The sequence below is a fragment of the Thermoleophilum album genome, from assembly GCF_900108055.1.
Lineage (GTDB): Bacteria > Actinomycetota > Thermoleophilia > Solirubrobacterales > Thermoleophilaceae > Thermoleophilum > Thermoleophilum album.
Genome location: NZ_FNWJ01000001.1, coordinates 1 through 20,031, shown reverse-complemented (window position 1 = coordinate 20,031; position 20,031 = coordinate 1). Strand labels below are relative to the sequence as shown.

The following is a 20,031-nucleotide window of genomic DNA, read 5'->3' as shown; positions in this document are numbered from 1 at the left end:
TGTTGGCAACGCAGAGGAGGGGTCGTCGCGGTGGGCGCGCTGGTCGCGCTGTCGGCAATGCTCGGGTCGGGCTGCGAGTCCAGCCAGGAGAAGAGCCGCCGCCTGCAAGAACAGGCGCAAAGGAGCTTGCACGCTGCCGGCGTGCGTGTCGGCGCGCAAAACAGCGCGGTGGTGGTTGAGCGGACGTCGCTTCTGCGCGGAAGCGACGGCTGGGCGGTAGCGGCACTGTTGCGCAATCGCTCCACGCAAGTGCAGTCGTCGCTGCCGGTGTCGATCGCGCTGCGCGACCGTCGCGGTCGCATCGTGTTTCGCAACGACGCGCCCGGGCTCGAACGCTCCCTGACGCATGTCGCCCGGATCGATCCGGGCCAGCAGATCTGGTGGGTCAACGATCAGGCTTACCCGACGGCGACCCCCGTGCGCGTCGAGGTCAAGGTGGGGGCCGGTCGCGCAGCTGCCGCTGCCGTGCGCGGCGTCGCCGCTGATCGAGCGCAGGTCGAACGCGTCTCCGTAATGCGCGATCCGGTCTCCGGGTGGGAGGCCGTGGGTACCGTTCGTTCGGCTGCCGGACGAGACCTGCGCGAGGTGATCGTCACCTGTGTGGCGCTGCGCGCGGGGCGCGTGGTCGCCGCTGGGCGTGCGCGCATCGAGCGACTGCGCGGCAACAAGCCCCAGCGCTTCCACGCGTTCCTGCTGGGTGGTGATCCGCGGGGGGCGCGTGTCGCCGCTCGCGCCAGTGCGGGAGGTGGGGGAGCGTGACCAGCTCGACGATCGATCCGCGCGCGGTGTCGGTCACAGGGCAGTTGCCCGGGGTGGAGAACTGCGTTAACTGCGGGGCTCCCGTCGCAAGCGACCAGCGTTACTGCCTGGCGTGCGGTGAACGGATCGGCGAACCGCGCGTGCAGGTCGCGCCAACGCAAGCTTTGGCGACCGCAGAGGCTTCGTCAAAGGCCGGTTCCAGTCCAGCACGCGAGCTTCTCGCGGCGGCGCTGGTCCTCGGTGTTGCGGCGCTGTTCACGCTCGGCGTGATCGTGGGGCGCGAGAACGGTGCCTCCACAACGCAGACGCGCGAGCCGGTGGTGGTCCGCGTGCAAGCGGGTGGCTCGAACAGTGGCGCGGGCGGAGGGGGCGCAGTTGCAGCTAACGAGCGCGCTGGTGCTGCCAAAGGTAAGGGGCGCGAGCGCGCACAAGGTCGTGATTCGCAAACGCGAGGACGGCCGCCGGCGGCTGTTCGCGCGCTCGATCAGGCGAGCGGCGAGGCCTACGTCAAACGCTCGCGCAAGCTCCCGACCACGATCGTTCTGCCAGGCAAGCCGCCGCCCAAGGACAACAAGCCGCCCGGTGGGGGCAGCAACGCGATCGAGATCAAATGAGCGCGGCTACACGATTGAGCCACTCGCTCGCGCGCCTCGGCGACTTGGCGCGGACGCTCGGGCGTGGCAACAAGGATGCTCCACCACCGCCGGGGCAACTTGGTCGCGAGGCCTTGCGAGCTCGCCGCGAGGCTCTCGTGGCGGAGTTCGCGCGGCGCCAGTACGACCTTGGTGGGCTGGTCTACGAAATGGCGGCCCGCGACCACATCCGGCTCGACATCGTGCTGCGCAAGGCGGCAGAGCTGCAGCAGCTCGATTGGGAGCTGGCGGCCGTCGAGTGGTCGTCGAAGCTCGGTGAGCAGGCGGCGGCCGGAGCGTGCCCGGGGTGCGGTCGCCTGTTCCCCGAAGGGGCGGTCTTCTGCCCAGGCTGCGGGCGACCGCTATCGGGCGTTAACGCTGAGCGCGACGCCCGGTGAGCGCGCTGCTCACGCAAGCCGCGCGCTTGGGCTCGTTCGGGTACCGGCTCGTCGGTGTCACCTTGGCGACCGCCTTCGCTGCAGGTTCGCTGGTGGGGTCTGCGCTCTTGCCGGCACCGGGTGCGGCACGCCGCTCGGCCCAGCCAGTGGTGGTCCTCGTGCCACCCGGACCGGCGCGCAGCGCGGGCGACCAACCATCCCCGCTGACCAACGTCGGTCAGCTTGCTTCCCCCGACTCCGCGGCTGCGAGCGAGCCCGCACCGGCACCTCCCGTCGCGACACCGCCGTCGCTTGCTCCGGCCGCGCTCGAGCCGGTCGGGGCGGGGGAGGTCGCGAGCACCACCACGCGTACGCCGAGCGCACCTTCCAACGAACAATCTCTTCCCGACAAGAACCGCGAACCCGGGCGTGAGCGCTCTCGGGGAGCGGTCGTGATCCGTGGCGTGGTGGTGCACGTCAACCAGCCGCTGCGGTGGTTCGTCGTCGCCGACGAAGACGGTCGCCTGGCGGTGGTCTCGGCCGCAGCGGCCGCCGGCGCCCCCGAACTCGGTGAGCGCGTCGCCGTGGTCGCGGCACCGCGCCCGCGCCAGCCGCTGCTCGAGCGCCGGCGCAGCGTTCAAGGTCGGAGCGCGCAAGCGACCGTACGGGCAACGCTCACCTATCTAGACCGCACCGATGCCAGCGGCGTGCTGTCGGTGCCTTTCGCTTCGTTTGCGGTGCGCTTCGACCGAGCGACGGCTGCGCAGCGAGATGCCCAAGCGCAGCGAGATGCCCAAGCGCAGCGAGATGCCCAAGCGCAGCCTGGCTCCCAAGCGCAGCCGGAGCCCCGTCCGCAGCCGGATCCCCAGTGGCCGCCGGTAGCGGTGGGCACGCCGGTGCGAGCGACCTTGCTGTTCGCCCCGGGCGCGCGCTGCCCGCAAGTTGTTGAAATCGCCGGGCGGGGTCGGCCACAGCGCTCTCTGCCGCTGACGGTGCTGGTGATCGATGCGCGGCAGGATCTCACCGTCTCGGTCGACGACCAGCGTGCGCTGCGCGCCGAGGCGACGCTCGAGCTAGGCGACCTGGCGCCCGGCCGGCTCGATCCCTTGACGACACTGTCGGTCCTCGCCGAGCCGCTTGACCAACCGCCGACGACCGCCGACTCCCCCGCCGGTGGCGCGCCACCGGCCAGCGGCGACTCGCCCGCCCCCGGCGCTCCATCTGCCACTGGCGCGCCACCGGCCAGCAATCGAAGACCCTCCGCACGCTGGCGGGCCCTGCGCCTGCTGGGCGTATTTCCGCCGTCCAGCGAGGGGACCACGCCCCCGCAGCGGGATGCCCCGAGCCCCTCGCCGGACCGGGCGAGTGCCCGCGACAGTGTCTCGCAAGCGTGCGAGACCTAAGCGCCTCTCGCTCCGAAAAGTTGACACAGGCCGACTTAGATCTCTATAAAAGTCGGTGACCCAAGTACTCAGGGCGAGAGGAGGTGAGGCGCGATGGCCATGCTGGTACGTCCGGAACCGCTAAGCACCGAACTCGATCGTCTGTTCACGTCGATCTTCGGGGAGCCGCGGGCGGATCGGTGGCTTCCGGCCATGGACCTTTACGAGACCGATGACGCCTACGTGCTGAAGGCCGACCTACCCGGGCTCTCCGAGAAGGACGTATCGATCGAGGTCGAGAACGGCGTGTTGACGATCTCGGGGGAGCGCCGCTCCGAGCGTGAGGAGCATCGCGACGGTTGGCTGCGCGCAGAGCGCGCCTTCGGTCGCTTCAGCCGCTCGCTCACGCTGCCGGAGGGCGTCGACCCGAGCCGCATCACCGCCGAGTTCGACAAGGGCGTGCTGACGGTTCGCGTGCCCAAGCCCGAGCAGCAGCGGCCGCATCGGATCCAGATCCGCGCGGCAGCGGAATCCGAGCCAGGGACCGTAGAGGGCGAGGCGCGCGAGAAGGCCTAATCGCACGCCCGGCGGTTCTCGCTCTCCAGATCGGTTAACCGCGGGCGCGCCGGACGGCGCGCCCGCGGTCTTCATTTCGTGCTGCGTGCGCCGCTCGCTGGCCGGCGTTCACCGGTCACAGCGCGTCCTGCGGGTGCCGCGCCAGCGCCGGTAGCCTCGCGCGGATGCTCGCCGATCGACCCACAGCGCGCGCCGACGGTCCTCGCCTTCGGTTCGTGGTGGAAGCACGCGACGGGGACGCCCGCGCGGGACTCCTGCAGCTGCGTCACGCGACGATCGCGACACCGGTGTTTGTCCCGCTGGCGTCGGCGGCCACCGTACGGACCCTCGACTTCGACGACGTCGAGCGTCTCGGCTACCGCCTGTTGCTCGGCAACACCTTTCTCTTGATGTTGCGTCCGGGCGCCGAACTCGTGGCGCGCTTCGGTGGGCTGCGCGAATTCAGCGGCTGGCAAGGAGCGTTCATCACCGACTCGGGGGGCTTCCAGGTCTTCTCGCTCGGTCACGGCTCCGTTGCCGACGAGATCAAGGGCAGCCGTTCGCGTCCCGCTGGCGAGCGACTGCTGTTGGGAATCGACGAGCGCGGCGCGCGCTTCCGCTCGTACGTCGACGGCTCCGAGCAGCTTCTCACCCCCGAGCGCTCGATGGCCGTGCAGGCTGCCTTGGCTTCCGATATCGCGCTGGCGTTCGACGAGTGCACGCCGTTCCACGCCGGTCGCGAATACACGGAGCGGGCCTTGGAGCGCACCAACCGCTGGCTCGATCGCTGCATCGCCTGGCAGCGCGCCAACGCACCCAGCTGGCAGGCGCTCTACGGAATCGTGCAGGGGGGAGTCTGGGAGGACCTGCGTGAGCGCTCCAAGGCGCACCTGCTCACAAGCGACATCGACGGCATCGCTATCGGCGGCTCGCTAGGGCGCGACAAGCAGCAGATGAGGCAAGTGGTCGCCTGGTCGGTGCGCGATCTGCCCGACGCTTTACCCCGCCATCTGCTCGGGATCGGCGACGTCGAGGACCTCCTCGACGCAGTGGCGCTCGGTATCGACAGCTTCGACTGCGCGACCCCGACGCGGCTTGCTCGTCACGGCACAGCGCTCGTTCCCGAGCCGGCGCGCCGCTTCCGTCTCGACCTCGCAAAGGCGGCCTCGCGCGATGACGCGCGGCCACTCGTCGAAGGCTGTCCCTGCACGGTGTGCGCGCGTCACACGCGCGCCTACCTGCACTACCTGGTGCGCGCGGGCGAGCCGAGCGCCGGGCGCCTCTTGACGCTCCACAACCTCGCTTTCATGGAGGCGCTGATGAGTGGGATCCGGGCAGCGATCCGCGAGGGCCGCTTCCAGCAGTATCGGGCGGCGGTGCTGGCCGGCGAAGAGCCGTTCGGCGGCCGTTGCGCGGCGCCGGGCGAGCGCCCGCACACCGCCGGCTAACGGCTCCACTCGCGCAGGAACTGGCGGATCCCGTCGATCTGCGTCTGCACGTCGGGCGCGCGCACCGGCTGGGGGCGCTGGACGGGGGTGGTGCTGCGGAGGACCGCGAGTCCCGCAAGCGCCAGAACCCCCAGCAAAGCGACTAGGGCGAGTGCCGTTAACGCTCGCCTACCTCGTTTCCCCCGGCTGGTGGAGGGTAGGTGGTCGACGGCTGGCGGCGGGGGAGCGGCTAGCGGCGAGCGACCGATCGGCGCTGACCCGCCACGATCGAGCACACGCGTCGCCTCCTCTTGCGCCCCTGGCGTGACCGCTGCCAAAAGCCGCGTTGCCTGGTTTTCGAGGGCCGCGGTGGTTGCCGTGACCTGTCCGCGCAGTCCCGCCTCGAGCGCCTGCGCGAAATCGAGCGCCCGGGCGTAGCGCGCGGCCGGGTCGCGGGCGAGCGCCACGCGCACCGCGCGGTCGAGCTCCTCGGGAACCTCTGGGCGCAGTTCGGTGATCGGGCGTATCTCCTCCTGCTGCTGCTTGAGCGCGAGCTCCGTCAACGATCCGTACTCGTGGGGGAGGCGCCCGGTCAGAAACTGGTAGACGCAAACCCCGAGCGAATAGATGTCGGAAGCGGGACCGACCTCCTCGCCGCGCGCCTGCTCCGGTGACAGGTAGGCGGCGGTACCGAGCACCGACCCGACCTGCGTGATGCGCGTTTGCTCAGCCGCTTTGGCGATCCCGAAGTCGGTCAGTTTGGTAACTCCTGTCGCCGCCGAGACGAGCAGGTTCGCGGGCTTGACGTCACGGTGGATGACGCCTGCGCGGTGCGCGTAGTCCAGCGCCAGGCAGGCGTCACGAGCGATTGCCACCGCTTCCGCCACCTCCAGCTTGCGCCGGTCGCGCAGCAGCTCGGCGCAGGAGTGGCCTTCCACGTACTCCATCACGATGTAGTGGCGGCCTGACTCCGGGTCGAAGCCGGAGTCGTAGACCTGCACGATGTTCGGATGCTGCAAGCGCGCGGCGGCCAGCGCCTCGTGGCGGAAGCGCGCTACGAAGGATTGGTCCTGGGCTAGGTGTTCGGCCAGCAGCTTGATCGCGACTGGCCGCTCCAGCACCTGGTCGAAGGCGCGAAAGACGGTTGACATGCCGCCGGCGCCGATCCGCTCCTCAATCCGGTAGCGCCCGGCAAGCAACGTGGGAGTCGCCACCGTCAACCCCCCTGGTTGCCCGTGCCTCCGGGCGGGGCGATCGCGCCGCCCCCGGGTTCGGCCTGCTTGGGCAGACCCTTGCCTTTGCCCTTGTTCGGCTTCGCCGGGGCGAGAGCGCCCGCACCTCCGCTCTCGCTACCGGGTGCTGGTGCCGGCTGCGTCGTGGTGGGAGTGGTCATCTCGGTGGAAGTCTCGGTCGGTGTCGTCTCGGTCGTGGTCGGTGGCGGTGGCGTGGTCGGCGTGATCTGCGGCTGGGAGGGCGTCGTCACGCACTGTTCGCGCACCAAAGCGAACAGATGGTCGAAGCTCTCCTTGAGCGCGGACCGCAGCTCGGGGTCGCGGACCCGCGCGATCGCCTCGGCGACGGGGATGGTGTTGGGATCGCGCCCGTCGACGATGTCATTACAAGCGCCGCCGCCGACCTGGAAGCGACGCTCGATCGAGTCCAGTTGGCGCGCGAGCGTTTCGGCGACGGTGGGGTCGAGACGCGCCGGCGAGCGCTCACGGCGCACCGGCCCGCAAGCGGCGAGCGTCAGCGTGGCGATCGCCAGCACGAGACTGATGACCCGAAGTCCGCTCCCTGGTTTGCGCGCCACGCGTCGAAACCCTAGGGCCTAGGTACCGGTCCAAAGCCGCTCGGCGAGGATTGTGGGCAGGCCCGCTGCGAGGATCGCCTCGGCGGCCTCGGCGATCGGGTACTCGACGCGCCGCCAGCGCGCCGTTTGCCGCTCCGTGTCGAGTAGAAGCCAGCTCGCCCGCGGGTCGGAGTCGCGCGGCTGACCGACACTCCCGGGGTTCAGCAACCACCGGCCCGTGTGCAGCACGAGTTCTCGCCCGGGATCAGCGACGGCGCCGATCGTTTCGCGCGCGCCGTCGCTGCTGGAGAAAAACAGGGCAACGTGCGAGTGGCCGATGCAGCCGATCCGGAAGGGCATCAGCGCGATGCACTCGGCAGCTTGCGGGATTGCGAGCACATACTCCCACACCGGGTCGCGCGGACTGGCGTGCCAGAGCCCAACCGGTCCGCTGAGATCGAAGGGCATGCGTGCGGCCAAGAGCTCGCGTGCCTGAGGGTCGAGCACCTCCCGCGTCCACTCCGCCGCCACTCGGGCGTGCGCCGCGAACTCCTCGATCGGCAGCGTGCCGCAGACGACCAGATCGTGGTTACCGGCTAGCCAGCGCGAGCAGCGCTCAGCGACGAGCTCCACGCATTCGTTCGGGTGCGCGCCGTAGCCGACGACGTCGCCTAAACACCAGATCTCGCTCACGCCGACGCGCTCGACGTCCTCCAGCACCGCGCGCAGCGCTGGCAGGTTGCCGTGGACGTCGGATATCAGCGCGATCAATGGCGCTCGTTGCCAACGGCCGGGCGGGTGCTGCGCGCGACCGGATGGCGCGAAGCCCGCGTCTTCGACCGACTCGTCAGTCCTCGGGACCGCCGTACTCCGGTAGGTCGCGGATGCCTTGCCGAGTCTGCCACCGCGCGTAGTTGTCCTGCAGGGCGTCGATCAGCTCGCGCATGAAGCGCGGCGACATGTTGATCCGCGAGACGACGACCCCCGGGACCTCCCCCTCCTCCACCTCGTGGTCGACGCGCGCGAAGGTGATCGAAAACTCGTAGTCGGAGTGGGAGACGTTGGCGAAGTTCGCGTATACACCGGCCATCGTCTCGGGATCGGCGTGGATGTTGAACCTGCGCTCGGCCTGTTCTTCGCTCACGCCGGCAAGTATCGCAAGCGGCCGCGGAGCGGGCAGTGCAGGGGTCGTGGCGCGTCATCCTCAAGGTGTGCGCATCGTGATCCTTGCGGTCGGGCGCGCCAAGCCGCCGTTCGTCGACGACTGCGATCATTATCTGCGACTGCTGCGGGGCCGCCTCCGGGTAGAGCTGGTGGAGGCCCGCGACGAGCGCCGCGCCCGTGAGCGGCTACCTGCCGAGGCCCACGTGGTGCTGTTGTCGGAGCGCGGTCGCGCACGCACCTCGCTCGAATTCGCCCGCTGGCTCGAGCGGCGGCTGCTCGCCGCCCGCGATCTTTGGTTCGTGATTGGGGGCCCGCAAGGAATCGACCTCGCGGAGGCCGACGAGACGCTCTCGCTGGGACCGCTGACCCTGCCTCACCAGTTGGCGCGGGTGGTGCTGCTTGAACAGCTCTTCAGGGCGCACAAGATCCTCGCCGGCGAGCCTTATCACTACTGAGAGCGCGCGTACGTCAGCACTCAGAGCGCGCGTCCATCAGCACTGAGGGCGCGCGCCCATCGCTACTGCGACAGCGGCTCCATGGCCCTGACCGCGTCAGTAGTCTGCGCCCTCGACGTGAGCGCTACGAGCGGCACCCTTTGCGACCCGGTCGGCGAGTTACGGGACCTGCTGGTCGACGCGGCGCGCGCGGTTGCCGGTGGCGGCGAGCTTCCGCGCGAGCCGACGCTCGAGCGGCCGCCCGACCGCGAACTCGGCGACTTCGCCAGCAACGCCGCGCTGCTGCTGGCGCCCGTGGTGCGTTCGGCGCCGCGGACGGTGGCACCGAAGCTCGCTGCCGAGCTTGCGGAGCGGCTAGGGGCGCGCGTCGAGAGCATCGATGTGGCCGGTCCCGGGTTCCTCAATCTGCGCCTCGGTGACGCCTGGTTCAAGCAGTCGCTGGGTGCCGTAATCGCCGCGGGCGAGTCGTTCGGGCGCCCGCGCGCGGTGCTCCCGGAGCGCGTGCTGGTCGAGTTCGTAAGCGCCAACCCGACCGGCCCACTGACCGTCGCCTCCGGTCGCCACGCCGCCTACGGCGACGCGCTCTGCCGCTTGCTTCAGTTCGCAGGACACGCGGTCGAGCGCGAGTACTACGTCAACGACGCCGGTTCACAGGTCGAGCGTTTCGCTCGTTCGCTGGCTGCCCGCGCGCGCGGCGAGGAGCCGCCGGAGGATGGCTACCACGGCGCCTACGTGAGCGTGCTCGCACACCAGATTCCGGGCGCGGCGGAGCTGCCGCTCGACGAGCTCGCCCAGCGCGGCGTCGAGGCGATGCTGGACTCCGTGCGCGCGACGCTTGATCGCTTCGGGGTGCAGATGGATCGCTTCTTCTCGGAGCGCTCTCTGCATGAACGCGGCGCGATCGAAAGCGTGCTCGCGCGTCTCGCCGAGCGCGGCCACACCTACGAGCGCGAGGGTGCCCTTTGGTTGCGCACGACGGCCTTCGGCGACGACAAGGACCGCGTGCTGCGCCGCTCGAGCGGCGAGTACACGTACTTCGCGGCGGACATCGCCTACCACGCCGACAAACTGGAGCGCCTAGCGCGCGCCGAGGAGCCGGGCGGGGCGCGCGCGATCGACGTGCTTGGTGCCGATCACCACGGTTACGTCGCACGCATGCGCGCCGCTTGGCAGGCGCTGGGCGGTGACCCTGATCGTCTGGAGCTGGTGATCATGCAGCTCGTCCACCTCGTCGAGGGGGGCGAGCGGGCGCAGATGTCGAAGCGCGCCGGTACCGTCGTCACGCTCGACGAACTGATCGACGACATCGGCGTCGACGCGGCCCGCTGGTTCTTGCTTTCCCGCAGCCACGACACGACGCTCGAGCTCGACCTCGATCTGGCGCGTCGCGAGGCCCAGGAGAACCCGGTGTACTACGTGCAGTACGCGCACGCGCGGATCGCGAGCATCCTCGAGCGCGCCGGCGAGGGACGCGAGCAAGCGGTGCGCTCGTGCGACCTCGCGGCCTCGCGCGAGCACCTCGCACCGGCCGCCCGTGAACTGCTGCTTACGCTGTTCGCACTGCCCGTTGAGGTGGGGGAGGCAGTGGAGCGACGAGCACCCCACCGCCTGACGGCCTACTTGCTCGACTTGGCACGCGCTTTTTCCGCCTTCTACCGCGACTGCCGGGTCCTCGGGGCGAGCGAGGAGGGGGGAGACGAAGACTTCCGCCTCGCCGTCTGCATCGCCGTGCGCGACGCGCTCGCCCGAGGCCTCGGGTTGCTCGGGATCTCCGCGCCCTCGCGCATGTAGCGAGCGCGCTGCGGCGCGCTGCGGGGCGCCGGTTAGGATCGTCCTGTGCTGGCGACGAGGGGGGTGTCCGGCAGTGCCCGTGGGTTGCGGGTCTCGCAGGCGTTTGCGCGGCTCGTACCGCTGTTGGCGCTCCTCGGGTTTGTGCTCGCGCTTAGCGCTCCGCCGGCCGCGTCCGCGGCGCGGATCGAGCGCTACGTCAGCCTGCAGGGGGCGCCGGCGCCGGGGTCGGTCCGCTTCGACCGTGTCTTTGTGTACCAGGTGGGCGAGCGGCGGGCGCGAACGGTGCTGGTGCTGGTTCCCGGGTTCCTGGGTGGCGCCGGCACGATCGCGCCGGTCGCTCGCGATCTCGCGGCGCGGCTGCCGCAAACACAGGTTTGGGTTGTCGACCGGCGCGAGCAGGCGCTCGAGGATCAGCGCGGCTTCGCGAGCCGCAGCGCCAACGCCGCCTTCGACTACTACTTCGGTGGCCGCTATCGACGGGTGCGGGGCCTCGACGTGCCCTACGTCTCCGAGTGGGGGCTTGCCGTCCAGCTCGCCGATCTGCGGCGCGTGGTGCTGGCCGCGCGGGCCGGTGGGCGGCGCGTGGTGCTGGGCGGCCACTCGCTGGGCGCATCGACTGCGCTCGCCTACGCGGCCTGGGACTTCGACGGCCGTCCGGGCTACCGCGACATCGCCGGTCTGGTCCTAATCGACGGGGGCCTGCTCGGCACTTTCGACTCCGCGGACGCGCAGCGAGCGCGTCGCGAGCTCGACGAGATCCGGCGCGGCCAGCCGTTCGAGGATGTGTTGGGCCTGGGCGCGCCAGAGCTTGCGGGGATTTTCGTGGAGACCGCTGGCCTGTACGCCGTGCAGGCACCGAACGCGCCAGCGAAGCTCCAGCCGCTGGTGCCGCCGGCGTTCAGGCCGCCGTTCACCGTCACCAACGAGGCGTTGGTCGGCTACGCCTTCGACCGCGACAGCTCCCCGCCCGGTTTCGAGTTCATCCGTGTGCGTGCCGGTTCGTTGGCGGCGAGCGGCGATCCGCGCCGTTGGGTGAGCGGGGAGCGCACGCCGATTCAGCGGCTGGCGCGAGCGATGGCGGCGCTGAAGCCGGATTTCATCGAGTGGTACTTCCCGCGTCGTCTGCGCCTCGACGTCGACGCCGCCAACGACCTGCGGATGACCGAGGCAGCGAAAGTGCTGCGCCTGCGTTTGCGTTGGGCGCGAGCGGTAAACGTGCCGCTCTACGCCTACCAAACGGACCTCACCGGTGGCCGCGTGCTGCGCGGTGCACGCAGGTTCGTGAAGCTGTCGCGGGTCAAGCGTGCGGTGCTCGTCGACGATCCCCAAGCGAGCCACCTCGACCCGGTCGTCGGTGATCCCCGCTCGAACCGCTTCCTGAAGACCGTGGTGCCGTTCCTGCGCCGCTTCGTTATGGACCAGCACGGCCGCACGAACCGCTAGCCGAGCTGTTGGTGGAACGCTTCGACGCTTGCGTGATCGGCATGGGGCCAGGCGGCGAGGTCGCGGCCGGGCGACTGATCGACGCCGGGATGCGGGTAGTTGTCTGCGAGCGCGACCTGATCGGCGGCGAGTGCGGGTATTGGGCGTGTATCCCCTCTAAGACGCTGCTGCGCGTGGTCGAGGCGCGTGCTGCAGCCGCTCGCGTGGCTGGTCTCGACCGGCCGGCGCTCGATCTCGGCGACGCCTTTTCGTACCGCGACTGGATGATTCGGGGACTCGACGACTCCGCTCAGGTTGCGCACTACCGCGAGCGGGGTGCGGAAGTGATCAAGGGCGAGGCGTCGCTGACCGGTCCCGGCCGTGTTCGTGCCGGTGACCGCGAGCTTGCTTGCCGGTACGTCGTCGTTGCGACCGGCAGCGACCCGGTGCTGCCTCCGATAGCTGGTATTCGCGATGTTGGCGCGTGGACGAACAAGGAGGCGACGACGACTAGCGAGCTGCCTGACAGCTTGATCGTTTTGGGGGGTGGACCGGTCGGCGTCGAACTCGCTCAGCTGTTTGCGCGGCTGGAGGTCGAGGTGACGATAGTTCACTCCGGCGAGTGGTTGGTTAGCCGCGAGGACCGTGCGGCGGGCGAGCTCGTGGAGCACGCCCTCGCGGACGACGGTGTACGGATCGTCAAGCGCGGGCGAGCGCGGTCGGTGCGGAAGACCGCGGACGGGCGGATCGCGTTGCGGCTAGCCGATGATCGCGAGCTCCGCGCGCGGCAGCTGCTGGTCGCGACCGGTCGTGCTCCGCGCGTGCGGGGCGTCGGCCTCGAGCGCGTAGGGGCGCTCGGCGACCAGGGCGCTGTGTCGCTCGATGCGCACTGCCGCGCTGCGGAGGATGTTTGGGCGGTCGGGGACGTCACCGGCGTCGCTCTATTCACCCACGTGGCTAAGTACCAGGCGCGTGTGGCCGTCGCCGACATCCTCGGACACGGTTTCCAGGCCGACTATCGGGCGGTGCCGCGGGTCGTGTTCTGCGATCCTGAGCTAGCGGCGGTAGGAGTTTCGGAACGCGTTGCAGCTGAGCGGGGAATCGACGTGGTGAGTGCCACCGTCGAGCTACCTACTGCGATCGCTCGTCCCTACACCTTCGAGCGCCAGCCGCGTGGCGCCATGCGCCTGCTGGCGGACCGGGCGAGTGGCGAGTTGGTCGGTGCCTGGGCGCTGGCGCCGCTCGCCGGGGAGTGGATTCATTTGGCTGCGCTGGCGATCGGCGCGCGCCTGCCTGTGCCCCGCTTGCTCGCGGCGCTCTTGCCGCAGTTCCCGACCTACGTGGAGGCGTACGTGCCGGCGCTCGAGGAGCTCGCCGCCGCTATAGCTCGCTGAACACGTTTACGCCGAGCCGGTCGAGCAGCGATAGGGCCTCGGCGTTGAGGCGCGCGAGCTCGTTGGTGTAGACCAGCACACCCATCGCCACCAGCACGCCACCCGCGGTCAGCGCCACCAGTCGCCACTTGTCGCGCAGGAACCGAAAGAGCGGCGTCACGCGCTCGAAGGCGAGCGCGCACAAAAGGAACGGCAAGGCGAGTCCCGCCGCGTAAGCGGCGAGCAGCAGCGCACCGCGGTCAGCTGTCGACTCCGTGCTGGCTGCGGTGAGGATCGCCCCGAGCGTCGGTCCCGTGCAGGGCAGCCAGGCTACAGCGAAGGCGAGTCCGGCGATCACCGGCCCGCCCGCGCCGGCCCGCTCGACTAGTGCGCGCGGCCGCCACTCACGACCCACACCGGGGCGCAGCGCGCTAGCCACGAACAGCAAGCCCAGGCCCACGATCGCGCTGCCCGCGACCTTCTGCAAGAGCTCACGGTGGTCTTGCAGGAGCCGTCCAAGCCCGGTCGCGGTGAGTCCGAGCGCGACGAACATGAGCGAGAAAGAAAGGCAGAAGACGAGCGCCGGACCGAGCACCGCGAGGCGTCGGTGCCCGGCCCGAAGGTCGGCAAACGAAACGCCAGAGATCGTCGACAGGTAGCCGGGCACCAGCGGCAGCACACAGGGCGAGATGAACGACACAAAGCCGACGCCGAAGGCGGCCGCGACACTGGCGTCGACGCCGGCGGCGATCGGGAGAGCCGGGGAAAGCAAAGCGCTCACGTTCCACACGCTCCTTTGCCGGGCATCACTGCGTGGCAATTAGGGGTCACTGCGCGCGAATCACCGATCACTGCTGTGCGGTCAGAGGAGACCACTGCGCTCCAGTTCGCGGTCCACGCGGGGATCGTGCGGGTCGCCGCGGGCAGCTGTAGTCGCCGCCAAGGCGCGGCCGCCGCTGCGCCGCCAGCGGCGGGCGGCGAACACCAGGCCGAGTACGGCGAAGCCGAGTGCGAGGGTCGGCACGAGGTACGAGGCGAGGCGCGTGCCGCGGTCCTCGGGCAGAGCGAGCACGCGCGGGCCGAACTCGGCAACCAGCGCGCGCTTGATCTCCTCTTTGGAGCGGCAGCGTGCGATCAGGCGCACGATCAGGGCTCGCTCGCGCTGCGCCTGGGGCGCCTCGGTGACGAGCTGAAGCGGCGTGCCGCACACCGGACACATCACTTCGTCTTCAACGTCGGCGAGTGTCGTGCGGGGACAGGTGGCGGCTGCGGCGCTGGCAGCGAGAGCGAGCGCGCTCACGGTCGCGGCCAGCACCGCGACCACCGCCAAGCGCGTGAAGGCCGCCCTCGGGCTCATCGCAGCGAAGCGTAAAGGGCCCCGCCGGCCACGCTCCGCGCACTATTCTTGAGACCGCTGTCCCGCAGCTCAGGCGGCGGGGTGGCAGGTGCGGACGTAGCTCAGTTGGTAGAGCGTCGGCTTCCCAAGCCGAAGGTCGCGGGTTCGATCCCCGTCGTCCGCTCTCACAGGAAAGCCCCGCAAACGCGGGGTTTTCTCATGGTCGGGGCCGGCGTGGGCGGCCGCCCGGAGCGTTTCGGGTCAACGCCTGGGTCAACACGATGCACGCGCGGGCGAAAAACCCGAACTGCCAGCCGACCCCGCGCGTAAGCTCGGAGGCGTGACGGTCCTCGTCGCATGTGCTGAGCGTTCCGCGTCGCCCGCTGCCGGACCGGCGGGCGACGCGCGCGCTCGCGCGACCGGCGGACCGTCTCAGCACATGAAACGACCGAGGACCGACCATGGAGCGTCACCCAAGCGCTAGCCGCAACGGCGGCCGACCGCATTCCCCGACTCAGGCACGCGTCGCCGCCTTCTGGCGGGAAGTCAACGAAGCCGAGGCGACCGATCCGCAAATGCTGGCCCTTCGAAGGCGAGGCGCGGACCTGACGCTGCGCTCGCTGCAGATTCGCGACCAGATCGCCAGGCGGCACGGGTTCCGCTTTCGCCGGTCCCCGGAGGAGATGTACGCGGAATGCCTCGCGGCTCGCGAGGAGCTTCGCCGAAGCGTGGCAGAGCGGATTGTTCGTCGAGTCGACGTCGCGACTCTCCCTGTGCCCGGGGGATCGTCAGACCTGAAGTGCTCGGAGCTTCGGGGACTCTCGCCGGAAAAGCAGCGGACGGAGATCGCCCGCATGGCCCGGCGCGCACTGCGGGCCGCGACGGCGCTTGGCACAACAATGTTCGGTGAGGACTGGGCGAGGAAGCTTCCACCGGCAGCGGGGCGGCGTCGTGCCGCCCGTGGCCGTGCCCCTCGCCCGGCGACAAATGCGCGTTCTCGAGGCTCCCGTCGGTCGCTTGCTGCGACCGCCCGGCCGTCGCGGGGCGACCCGGACTCTGCCGGCGACCCAGACGAACCCAGACCGCACGCGCCGCGTTTGTGCGCGTGCGGTTGCGGGGCGAACCTCGACGAGCTCGGCAAGCGTCCGCAGGCGCGCTACGTCGACGACGCCCACAGGATGCGCGCCAGCCGCGGCCTCGACGGCGCCGCGCTCGAGCGGCGAGCGGTCATCGCAGCGGCCAGCGCGGCGCCCGAAGCGGCACTCGAGGCTTTCCGGCGCCTGAGTCTCAGCGAGCGGTCAGCGCTCGTGCTTGATGCCCTCCGCCTGTCCGGCGAGGAGGCGCTGCTCGCGGTCCTCTATCCGCCCGGAGCAGCAGCATGAACGGCTCGACCCTCACCAGCCCGCCCCGGCGCGCGCTCGCCGCCTACGAGCACCCGGGCTGCCGCTACTCCGACGACGGCCGGACGCTCCACACCTTCTGCCGCGTCTGCGGGGGTCCGCTCGACGTGCGGATCGTCACCGACGACCCCCCGCAGCTCGAGATGAGCTGCCCGGCCGGCTGCCCGCCTGAGGAAATCACGGCCGCCTACGCCCGCTACCTGCCCGACCGGCACCGCGAGGCGACGAACGGGCACGGCCCAGCTCGCAAAGGAGACGGCGGCGAGAACAACCGGCGGGTGCTCCTGACGCCGGCGAGCGCGATCACCCCGGAGCGCACCCGCTGGGCGTGGGCGGGCCGCGTGCCGCTCGGCGCCGTCACCATCCTCGCCGGCCGCCAAGGCTTCGGCAAATCCACCCTCATCGCTGGCCTCTCGGCCGACCTCTCGCGCGGTCGGCTCGAGGGTGACCTCGCGGGCGAGCCTGCCCGCGTGGTGCTGCTCTCCTACGAGAACCACCCCCGCAGCACCATCGTTCCCCGCCTCATGGCCGCCGGGGCCGACCTGGACAGGGTGCTCATCCTCGAGGCCGAGCAGGACGGCCGCCCCGACTTGGTGAGCGTCCCCGGCGACCTCGAGCGCATCGCCGAAGCGACGAACGGGCACGGAGCCCGGCTACTTGTCATCGATCCGCTTGTCGCCGCGCTCGGCGGCGGGATCGACGCGCACCGCGACCAGGACGTCCGCCGCGCGCTCGCCCCGCTCGCGCAGCTCGCCGAGCAAGCTGACCTCGCCGTCCTGGCCACGATCCATCTCCGCAAGGGCGGGGCGGCAGACGCGCTCGACCGCGTATCCGGCTCCATCGCCTTCACGGCTGCCGCGCGGTCCGTGCTCGCTTTCGGCCGCGCACCCAACGACGAGGACGGCCCCAGTCGAGTGCTCGCGCACGCGAAGTGCAACGTGGGGCCGCTCTCGCCGTCGCTCGCGTACAAGGTCGAGGGCTGCGAGGTGCGCGCCGACGGCGGCGAGGTCATCCCTACTTCGCGGGTCGTGCTCGTCGGCGAGTGCGAGACGAGCGCCGCCGAGCTGCTCTCGGCCCCGACGGTCGAGCCGCGCACGGAGATCGAGGCCGCCGCAGAGTGGCTCGCCGACGAGCTCGGCGACGGCGAGTGGCACCCGACTGCGGAGATTCGCCAGGCTGCGAAGGCGGCGGACATCGCATGGCGGACGGTCGGTAGAGCGCGCGAGCGTCTCGACGTCGAGACGGCCCGATTCGCGCCGCCCGGCTCCTCGCGTGCGGTCGGTCACTGGCGCCTTCCTGCCGTGCCATCGGCGCCTGGCACGGCAGGGGTGGCACGACAGCCAAACCCGCATGGGAAGCGGGATTGCGGCCCCTCCGCGGGGCTGTCGTGCCAGGACGCGGAGTTGGCACGGCAGGGCACGGCAGGGCACGGCAGGCCCTGTGACGACCCCGAAGGCTGCATCGTTCCGACTCGCCCGACCGCTCACGGCTGGCTCTGCGAGCGATGCGACCGCTGGGTCCCTCCGGCGCACGGTAAGGCACGCAGGCGAGGAGGCGCGGCATGACCGGTCAGCGGCTCGAGCCCCTCGCGCTGCCGCTGCCGGCCGAGCTGATCGACCACCTCGCCGAGCGGGTCGCGGAGATCCTCGCCGAACGTCGGCAGGTGCCGGACGATGGGTGGCTTCGCGGCGCCGACGCGATCGCGCGCTACATCGACGCGCCGCGATCGCGCGTGTACGCGCTCGCCTCGTGCACCCCGCCGCGCATCCCCGTCCACCGCGACGGGTCGGCGCTCATCGCCCGCAAGTCTGAGCTTGACGACTGGCTGCGGAACGGAGGGGGTCGGCGGCCGTGATCGTGTTGACCGTCGCGCAGGCGTGCGAGCTCGCGCGGATCGCCGGCCGGTATGGCCCCGTCGCGGTCCGGCTGCTCAAGGGCGGGGTGGTCGTGGTCGCGCTCGACCACCGGCGAGCGCAGCGCCCCACGGTCGCGCTCGCGCTCGCTGCCGATGGGCGGGCGCTCACTCGCCGCCGCCTCGACCCCGCACCGGAACCCGAAGCGGACGACCCCGACTGGCGGGAAGAGGCTGCGTGAAGTGCCGTCGGCGTCGCAAGCACAGCTACCCGAAGAAGGCCCGACCGGTGCGGGAGCTGCCCGCGGCGGCGCTCGCCCGCCGGGAGGCGCTCCGCGTCCCGCCGTTCCCTCCGCCAGGGACGGTGTGCATGTGGCGCGCCGGTGCGTGCGGGACCGACGCGCTCCCAGGCCGGTGGGTCTGCGCCAAGCACGCCGACCGGCTCGAGCTGCTCGGCCAATGGTACGCCGCGTCGACCCGACGCCGAGCATTCGCGCCCCCAAGCGCGTCCGCGAGGAGTTCGACCGGATCGCTCGCCTCCCGGTAGGGGGCCAAAACTTCACGCCCACCCCACCAAACGCCCCGCGCCGCAGCCGATTTCCCTCCCCGCCCCGAGACGCCGAGCAGGTTGACTGCTTCCTCGCGCATCGAGCAACGGGCGCTTGCGGCCGTCGAAGCCCACCAGGAGGGCGGCGTGACTGCGAACGCGAGCGCGACGACGGTGATGTGACGGCGTGTGACGAAAACGTCACAGCCCGTCACAGAAACGTCACGGATGTGACGGGGCGTGACGTTGGCGTGACGCTCTGTGACGATGTGACCAGAAAGGAGCAGCGACGTGCCGAAAAGAGCGTGCGTTGTGTGCGGTCGCCTCGTGCCTGACGGGCGGCCGCGCTGCGACGACCACCGTCGCAAACCCTGGGCCGCCGTGGTGGGCGCTCGCCGCCGCGCTCGCGGAGGTCGCCTCAACCCCTGGGGATGGTGCCCGCGTGGCGTAAGCGGTGGGGCGCTGTCCGCCCCGGTGTGGGCGGTGCAGCGCCTCGCGAAGGGACGGCGCATCCGTTCGCGGGAACGAATCGGCCCGCGGGGTTGCGGTCCCCCGAGCGGGTGGCGACGCGGGATGGACGCGGTTACGATGCGCCCGTATCGCAAAGCGGCCCCGGCGGGCGCTGGCACGCCACACCGGGGCCTGACACGGGAGGTACGGGCTCCCATGCCGATTCGGGATCGTACGCGCAAACGCCCGTCGCGGGTGCTTCGTCCTCCCCTGCCTGGAAGGGGGTTCTGAATGGCGTCTGTGACGGTGCCGGCGGCGCTTGTCGATGACATGCGCGCCGCGGTGTTCTGTGAGATCGCGTCGGACGCGGACGGGATCAAGCACGAGGCCAATAGCGGGGAAGTTGAGGAGGTTCGCGCGTGCGCGTGGTGCCTCACCGACGACCTGGCGCTACTCGCCCAGCTACCCGACGAGGTTGAGGGGCCGGTGACGGTCGAGGGCGGCCGCGAGGCGCTCGCCCACGTGTGCGAGGCGCTCGCCCGCGACGTGCTCGCCCCCCGGCTCGCGAGTCGCCTCCGTTACACGATCACCCGCCGCGACCTCGACGAGCTCGGCATCCGCCCGCTGCTCGACGGGATCGCGTGGGCGGTCGAGCAGGCTGCGGAGCTGCGCGGCGGCGGACCGGCCGACGCCGCGGCCGATGCCGTGGATGGGGTGCGTCGGCGGTTCGTGGAGGCGCTGCGCCGCTACGGCGCGACCGATGAGGAAGTGGCCGTTCTGCTCGACGAACCCGACCTGGCCGGCGTGATCGACGCCGACGCGCTCGCCCATGAGCGACTGGCCGCGCTGCGCCGCGTCCCCTCCCTGTCCCTGTCCGGCCGCGAGGAGGCAAACCGATGACCAACACGACGATGACGCGACTCCCGATCCGGCCCGAGCGCGTCGAGGCGTTCCGCTGCCTCGTCGCTGAGGAGCTGCGGGCCTCCTGCGAGGGCGAGGACTACGAGGAGCTTCGCGGGCTGCTGCCGCTTGACGAGCAGCTCGCGTCCGACCCCGCCGCCGACGGGGGTTGAGGTGTCCGAGTCGGTCGCGGCGATGATCGTCGGGGATGCGTGGCGGACCGGGAACACGATGCTCGGGGAGTGGTACTTCGCCCGCGCCGACCGTCGCGCCCTCTCCGACTCCGACGAGGCGGAGCGGATCGGCCGCTCCCTCATCGCGTCCGCGGAAGCTCTCAGGGAGGGGGCGTGAGGCGAGCAGGGACGCTCGCCACCCCCGAGCTAGCCGAGGGGGCGTGACGTGGCGGGGAAGCTCGAGCGG

General features: G+C 70.9%; 23 protein-coding genes and 1 tRNA gene. 18 read left to right on the top strand and 6 right to left on the bottom strand.

All coding sequences use genetic code 11. The features are described from left to right. Positions 1-30: 30 nt before the first annotated feature. The 6 genes from BLW41_RS00110 (at position 31) to tgt (ending at position 5,153) form a co-directional block, all read left to right on the top strand. Positions 31-759: a hypothetical protein gene (locus tag BLW41_RS00110; protein WP_093115104.1), complete on the top strand. Its 729-nt coding sequence runs from the start codon at positions 31-33 to the stop codon at positions 757-759. After that, positions 756-1,373 (top strand): zinc ribbon domain-containing protein, encoded by a 618-nt coding sequence (locus tag BLW41_RS00105; protein WP_093115102.1) that lies wholly within the window; start codon positions 756-758, stop codon positions 1,371-1,373. The genes BLW41_RS00110 and BLW41_RS00105 overlap by 4 nt, the downstream gene beginning before the upstream one ends. Before the next feature lie 14 nt (positions 1,374-1,387). Beyond that, positions 1,388-1,789, top strand: coding sequence for a zinc ribbon domain-containing protein (locus tag BLW41_RS00100; protein ID WP_093115100.1), 402 nt, complete (start codon positions 1,388-1,390; stop codon positions 1,787-1,789). Next, complete coding sequence (locus tag BLW41_RS00095) at positions 1,786-3,171, top strand: hypothetical protein (RefSeq protein ID WP_093115098.1); 1,386 nt, start codon at positions 1,786-1,788, stop codon at positions 3,169-3,171. Before BLW41_RS00100 ends, BLW41_RS00095 begins: the two co-directional genes overlap by 4 nt. A 93-nt stretch (positions 3,172-3,264) precedes the next feature. Further along, positions 3,265-3,726, top strand: coding sequence for an Hsp20/alpha crystallin family protein (locus tag BLW41_RS00090; protein ID WP_093115096.1), 462 nt, complete (start codon positions 3,265-3,267; stop codon positions 3,724-3,726). Between the two features lie 218 nt (positions 3,727-3,944). Further along, complete coding sequence (gene tgt / locus BLW41_RS00085; RefSeq protein WP_218138146.1) at positions 3,945-5,153, top strand: tRNA guanosine(34) transglycosylase Tgt; 1,209 nt, start codon at positions 3,945-3,947, stop codon at positions 5,151-5,153. Here tgt and BLW41_RS00080 read toward each other — a convergent pair. From BLW41_RS00080 to BLW41_RS00065, 4 genes are all read right to left on the bottom strand, one after another. Beyond that, complete coding sequence (locus BLW41_RS00080) at positions 5,150-6,346, bottom strand: protein kinase domain-containing protein (protein ID WP_143038477.1); 1,197 nt, start codon at positions 6,344-6,346, stop codon at positions 5,150-5,152. The genes tgt and BLW41_RS00080 overlap by 4 nt on opposite strands. 2 nt (positions 6,347-6,348) lie before the next feature. Then, positions 6,349-6,942 carry a hypothetical protein gene (locus tag BLW41_RS00075; RefSeq protein ID WP_093115090.1) on the bottom strand — a complete coding sequence of 198 codons (594 nt, stop codon included), beginning with the start codon at positions 6,940-6,942 and terminating at the stop codon, positions 6,349-6,351. A gap of 18 nt (positions 6,943-6,960) precedes the next feature. After that, positions 6,961-7,692, bottom strand: a complete 732-nt coding sequence (locus BLW41_RS00070) for a metallophosphoesterase family protein (protein WP_093115088.1) — start codon at positions 7,690-7,692, stop codon at positions 6,961-6,963. A 76-nt stretch (positions 7,693-7,768) separates the two neighbouring features. Next, positions 7,769-8,065, bottom strand: coding sequence for a DUF3467 domain-containing protein (locus BLW41_RS00065; RefSeq protein WP_093115086.1), 297 nt, complete (start codon positions 8,063-8,065; stop codon positions 7,769-7,771). Between the two features lie 67 nt (positions 8,066-8,132). Here BLW41_RS00065 and BLW41_RS00060 point away from each other — a divergent pair, with 67 nt between their 5' ends. From BLW41_RS00060 to BLW41_RS00045, 4 genes are all read left to right on the top strand, one after another. Continuing rightward, the gene (locus tag BLW41_RS00060; RefSeq protein ID WP_093117172.1) at positions 8,133-8,540 is read left to right on the top strand and encodes a 23S rRNA (pseudouridine(1915)-N(3))-methyltransferase RlmH; all 408 of its coding nucleotides are present in this window, start codon (positions 8,133-8,135) and stop codon (positions 8,538-8,540) included. A gap of 117 nt (positions 8,541-8,657) precedes the next feature. Then, positions 8,658-10,331, top strand: coding sequence for an arginine--tRNA ligase (argS, locus tag BLW41_RS00055; protein ID WP_218138145.1), 1,674 nt, complete (start codon positions 8,658-8,660; stop codon positions 10,329-10,331). A 45-nt stretch (positions 10,332-10,376) separates the two neighbouring features. Beyond that, positions 10,377-11,774 (top strand): alpha/beta fold hydrolase, encoded by a 1,398-nt coding sequence (locus BLW41_RS00050; RefSeq protein ID WP_143038476.1) that lies wholly within the window; start codon positions 10,377-10,379, stop codon positions 11,772-11,774. Positions 11,775-11,785: 11 nt separating this feature from the next. Beyond that, positions 11,786-13,147, top strand: coding sequence for a dihydrolipoyl dehydrogenase family protein (locus tag BLW41_RS00045; RefSeq protein WP_093115080.1), 1,362 nt, complete (start codon positions 11,786-11,788; stop codon positions 13,145-13,147). On the opposite strand, the gene BLW41_RS00040 is transcribed toward BLW41_RS00045, so the two are convergent. After that, the gene (locus BLW41_RS00040) at positions 13,134-13,907 is read right to left on the bottom strand and encodes a cytochrome c biogenesis CcdA family protein (RefSeq protein ID WP_177169201.1); all 774 of its coding nucleotides are present in this window, start codon (positions 13,905-13,907) and stop codon (positions 13,134-13,136) included. The genes BLW41_RS00045 and BLW41_RS00040 overlap by 14 nt on opposite strands. A gap of 81 nt (positions 13,908-13,988) precedes the next feature. Next, on the bottom strand, positions 13,989-14,483 hold the full coding sequence (locus BLW41_RS00035; RefSeq protein ID WP_093115076.1) for a cytochrome c-type biogenesis protein CcmH: 495 nt from the start codon (positions 14,481-14,483) through the stop codon (positions 13,989-13,991). Positions 14,484-14,573: 90 nt separating this feature from the next. Between BLW41_RS00035 and BLW41_RS00030 the strand changes: the two genes are divergently transcribed. From BLW41_RS00030 to BLW41_RS10770, 8 genes are all read left to right on the top strand, one after another. Further along, positions 14,574-14,646: transfer RNA gene (locus BLW41_RS00030), tRNA-Gly, on the top strand. A 994-nt stretch (positions 14,647-15,640) separates the two neighbouring features. Further along, positions 15,641-15,844, top strand: coding sequence for a hypothetical protein (locus BLW41_RS00025; RefSeq protein ID WP_143038475.1), 204 nt, complete (start codon positions 15,641-15,643; stop codon positions 15,842-15,844). Beyond that, a complete protein-coding gene (locus BLW41_RS00020) occupies positions 15,841-17,427 on the top strand; it encodes an AAA family ATPase (RefSeq protein WP_093115072.1) in 1,587 nt (528 codons plus the stop codon). The genes BLW41_RS00025 and BLW41_RS00020 overlap by 4 nt, the downstream gene beginning before the upstream one ends. Then, positions 17,424-17,717, top strand: coding sequence for a hypothetical protein (locus tag BLW41_RS00015; protein ID WP_093115070.1), 294 nt, complete (start codon positions 17,424-17,426; stop codon positions 17,715-17,717). The genes BLW41_RS00020 and BLW41_RS00015 overlap by 4 nt, the downstream gene beginning before the upstream one ends. Beyond that, entirely contained in the window at positions 17,714-17,956 is a 243-nt protein-coding gene (locus BLW41_RS00010) for a hypothetical protein (RefSeq protein ID WP_143038474.1), read from the top strand. The genes BLW41_RS00015 and BLW41_RS00010 overlap by 4 nt, the downstream gene beginning before the upstream one ends. Positions 17,957-19,002: 1,046 nt before the next feature. Continuing rightward, entirely contained in the window at positions 19,003-19,611 is a 609-nt protein-coding gene (locus BLW41_RS00005; RefSeq protein WP_143038473.1) for a hypothetical protein, read from the top strand. After that, positions 19,608-19,784 carry a hypothetical protein gene (locus tag BLW41_RS10775; protein ID WP_177169200.1) on the top strand — a complete coding sequence of 59 codons (177 nt, stop codon included), beginning with the start codon at positions 19,608-19,610 and terminating at the stop codon, positions 19,782-19,784. Before BLW41_RS00005 ends, BLW41_RS10775 begins: the two co-directional genes overlap by 4 nt. Before the next feature lies 1 nt (position 19,785). Continuing rightward, positions 19,786-19,962, top strand: a complete 177-nt coding sequence (locus BLW41_RS10770) for a hypothetical protein (protein ID WP_177169199.1) — start codon at positions 19,786-19,788, stop codon at positions 19,960-19,962. The last annotated feature ends 69 nt before the right edge of the window (positions 19,963-20,031 follow it).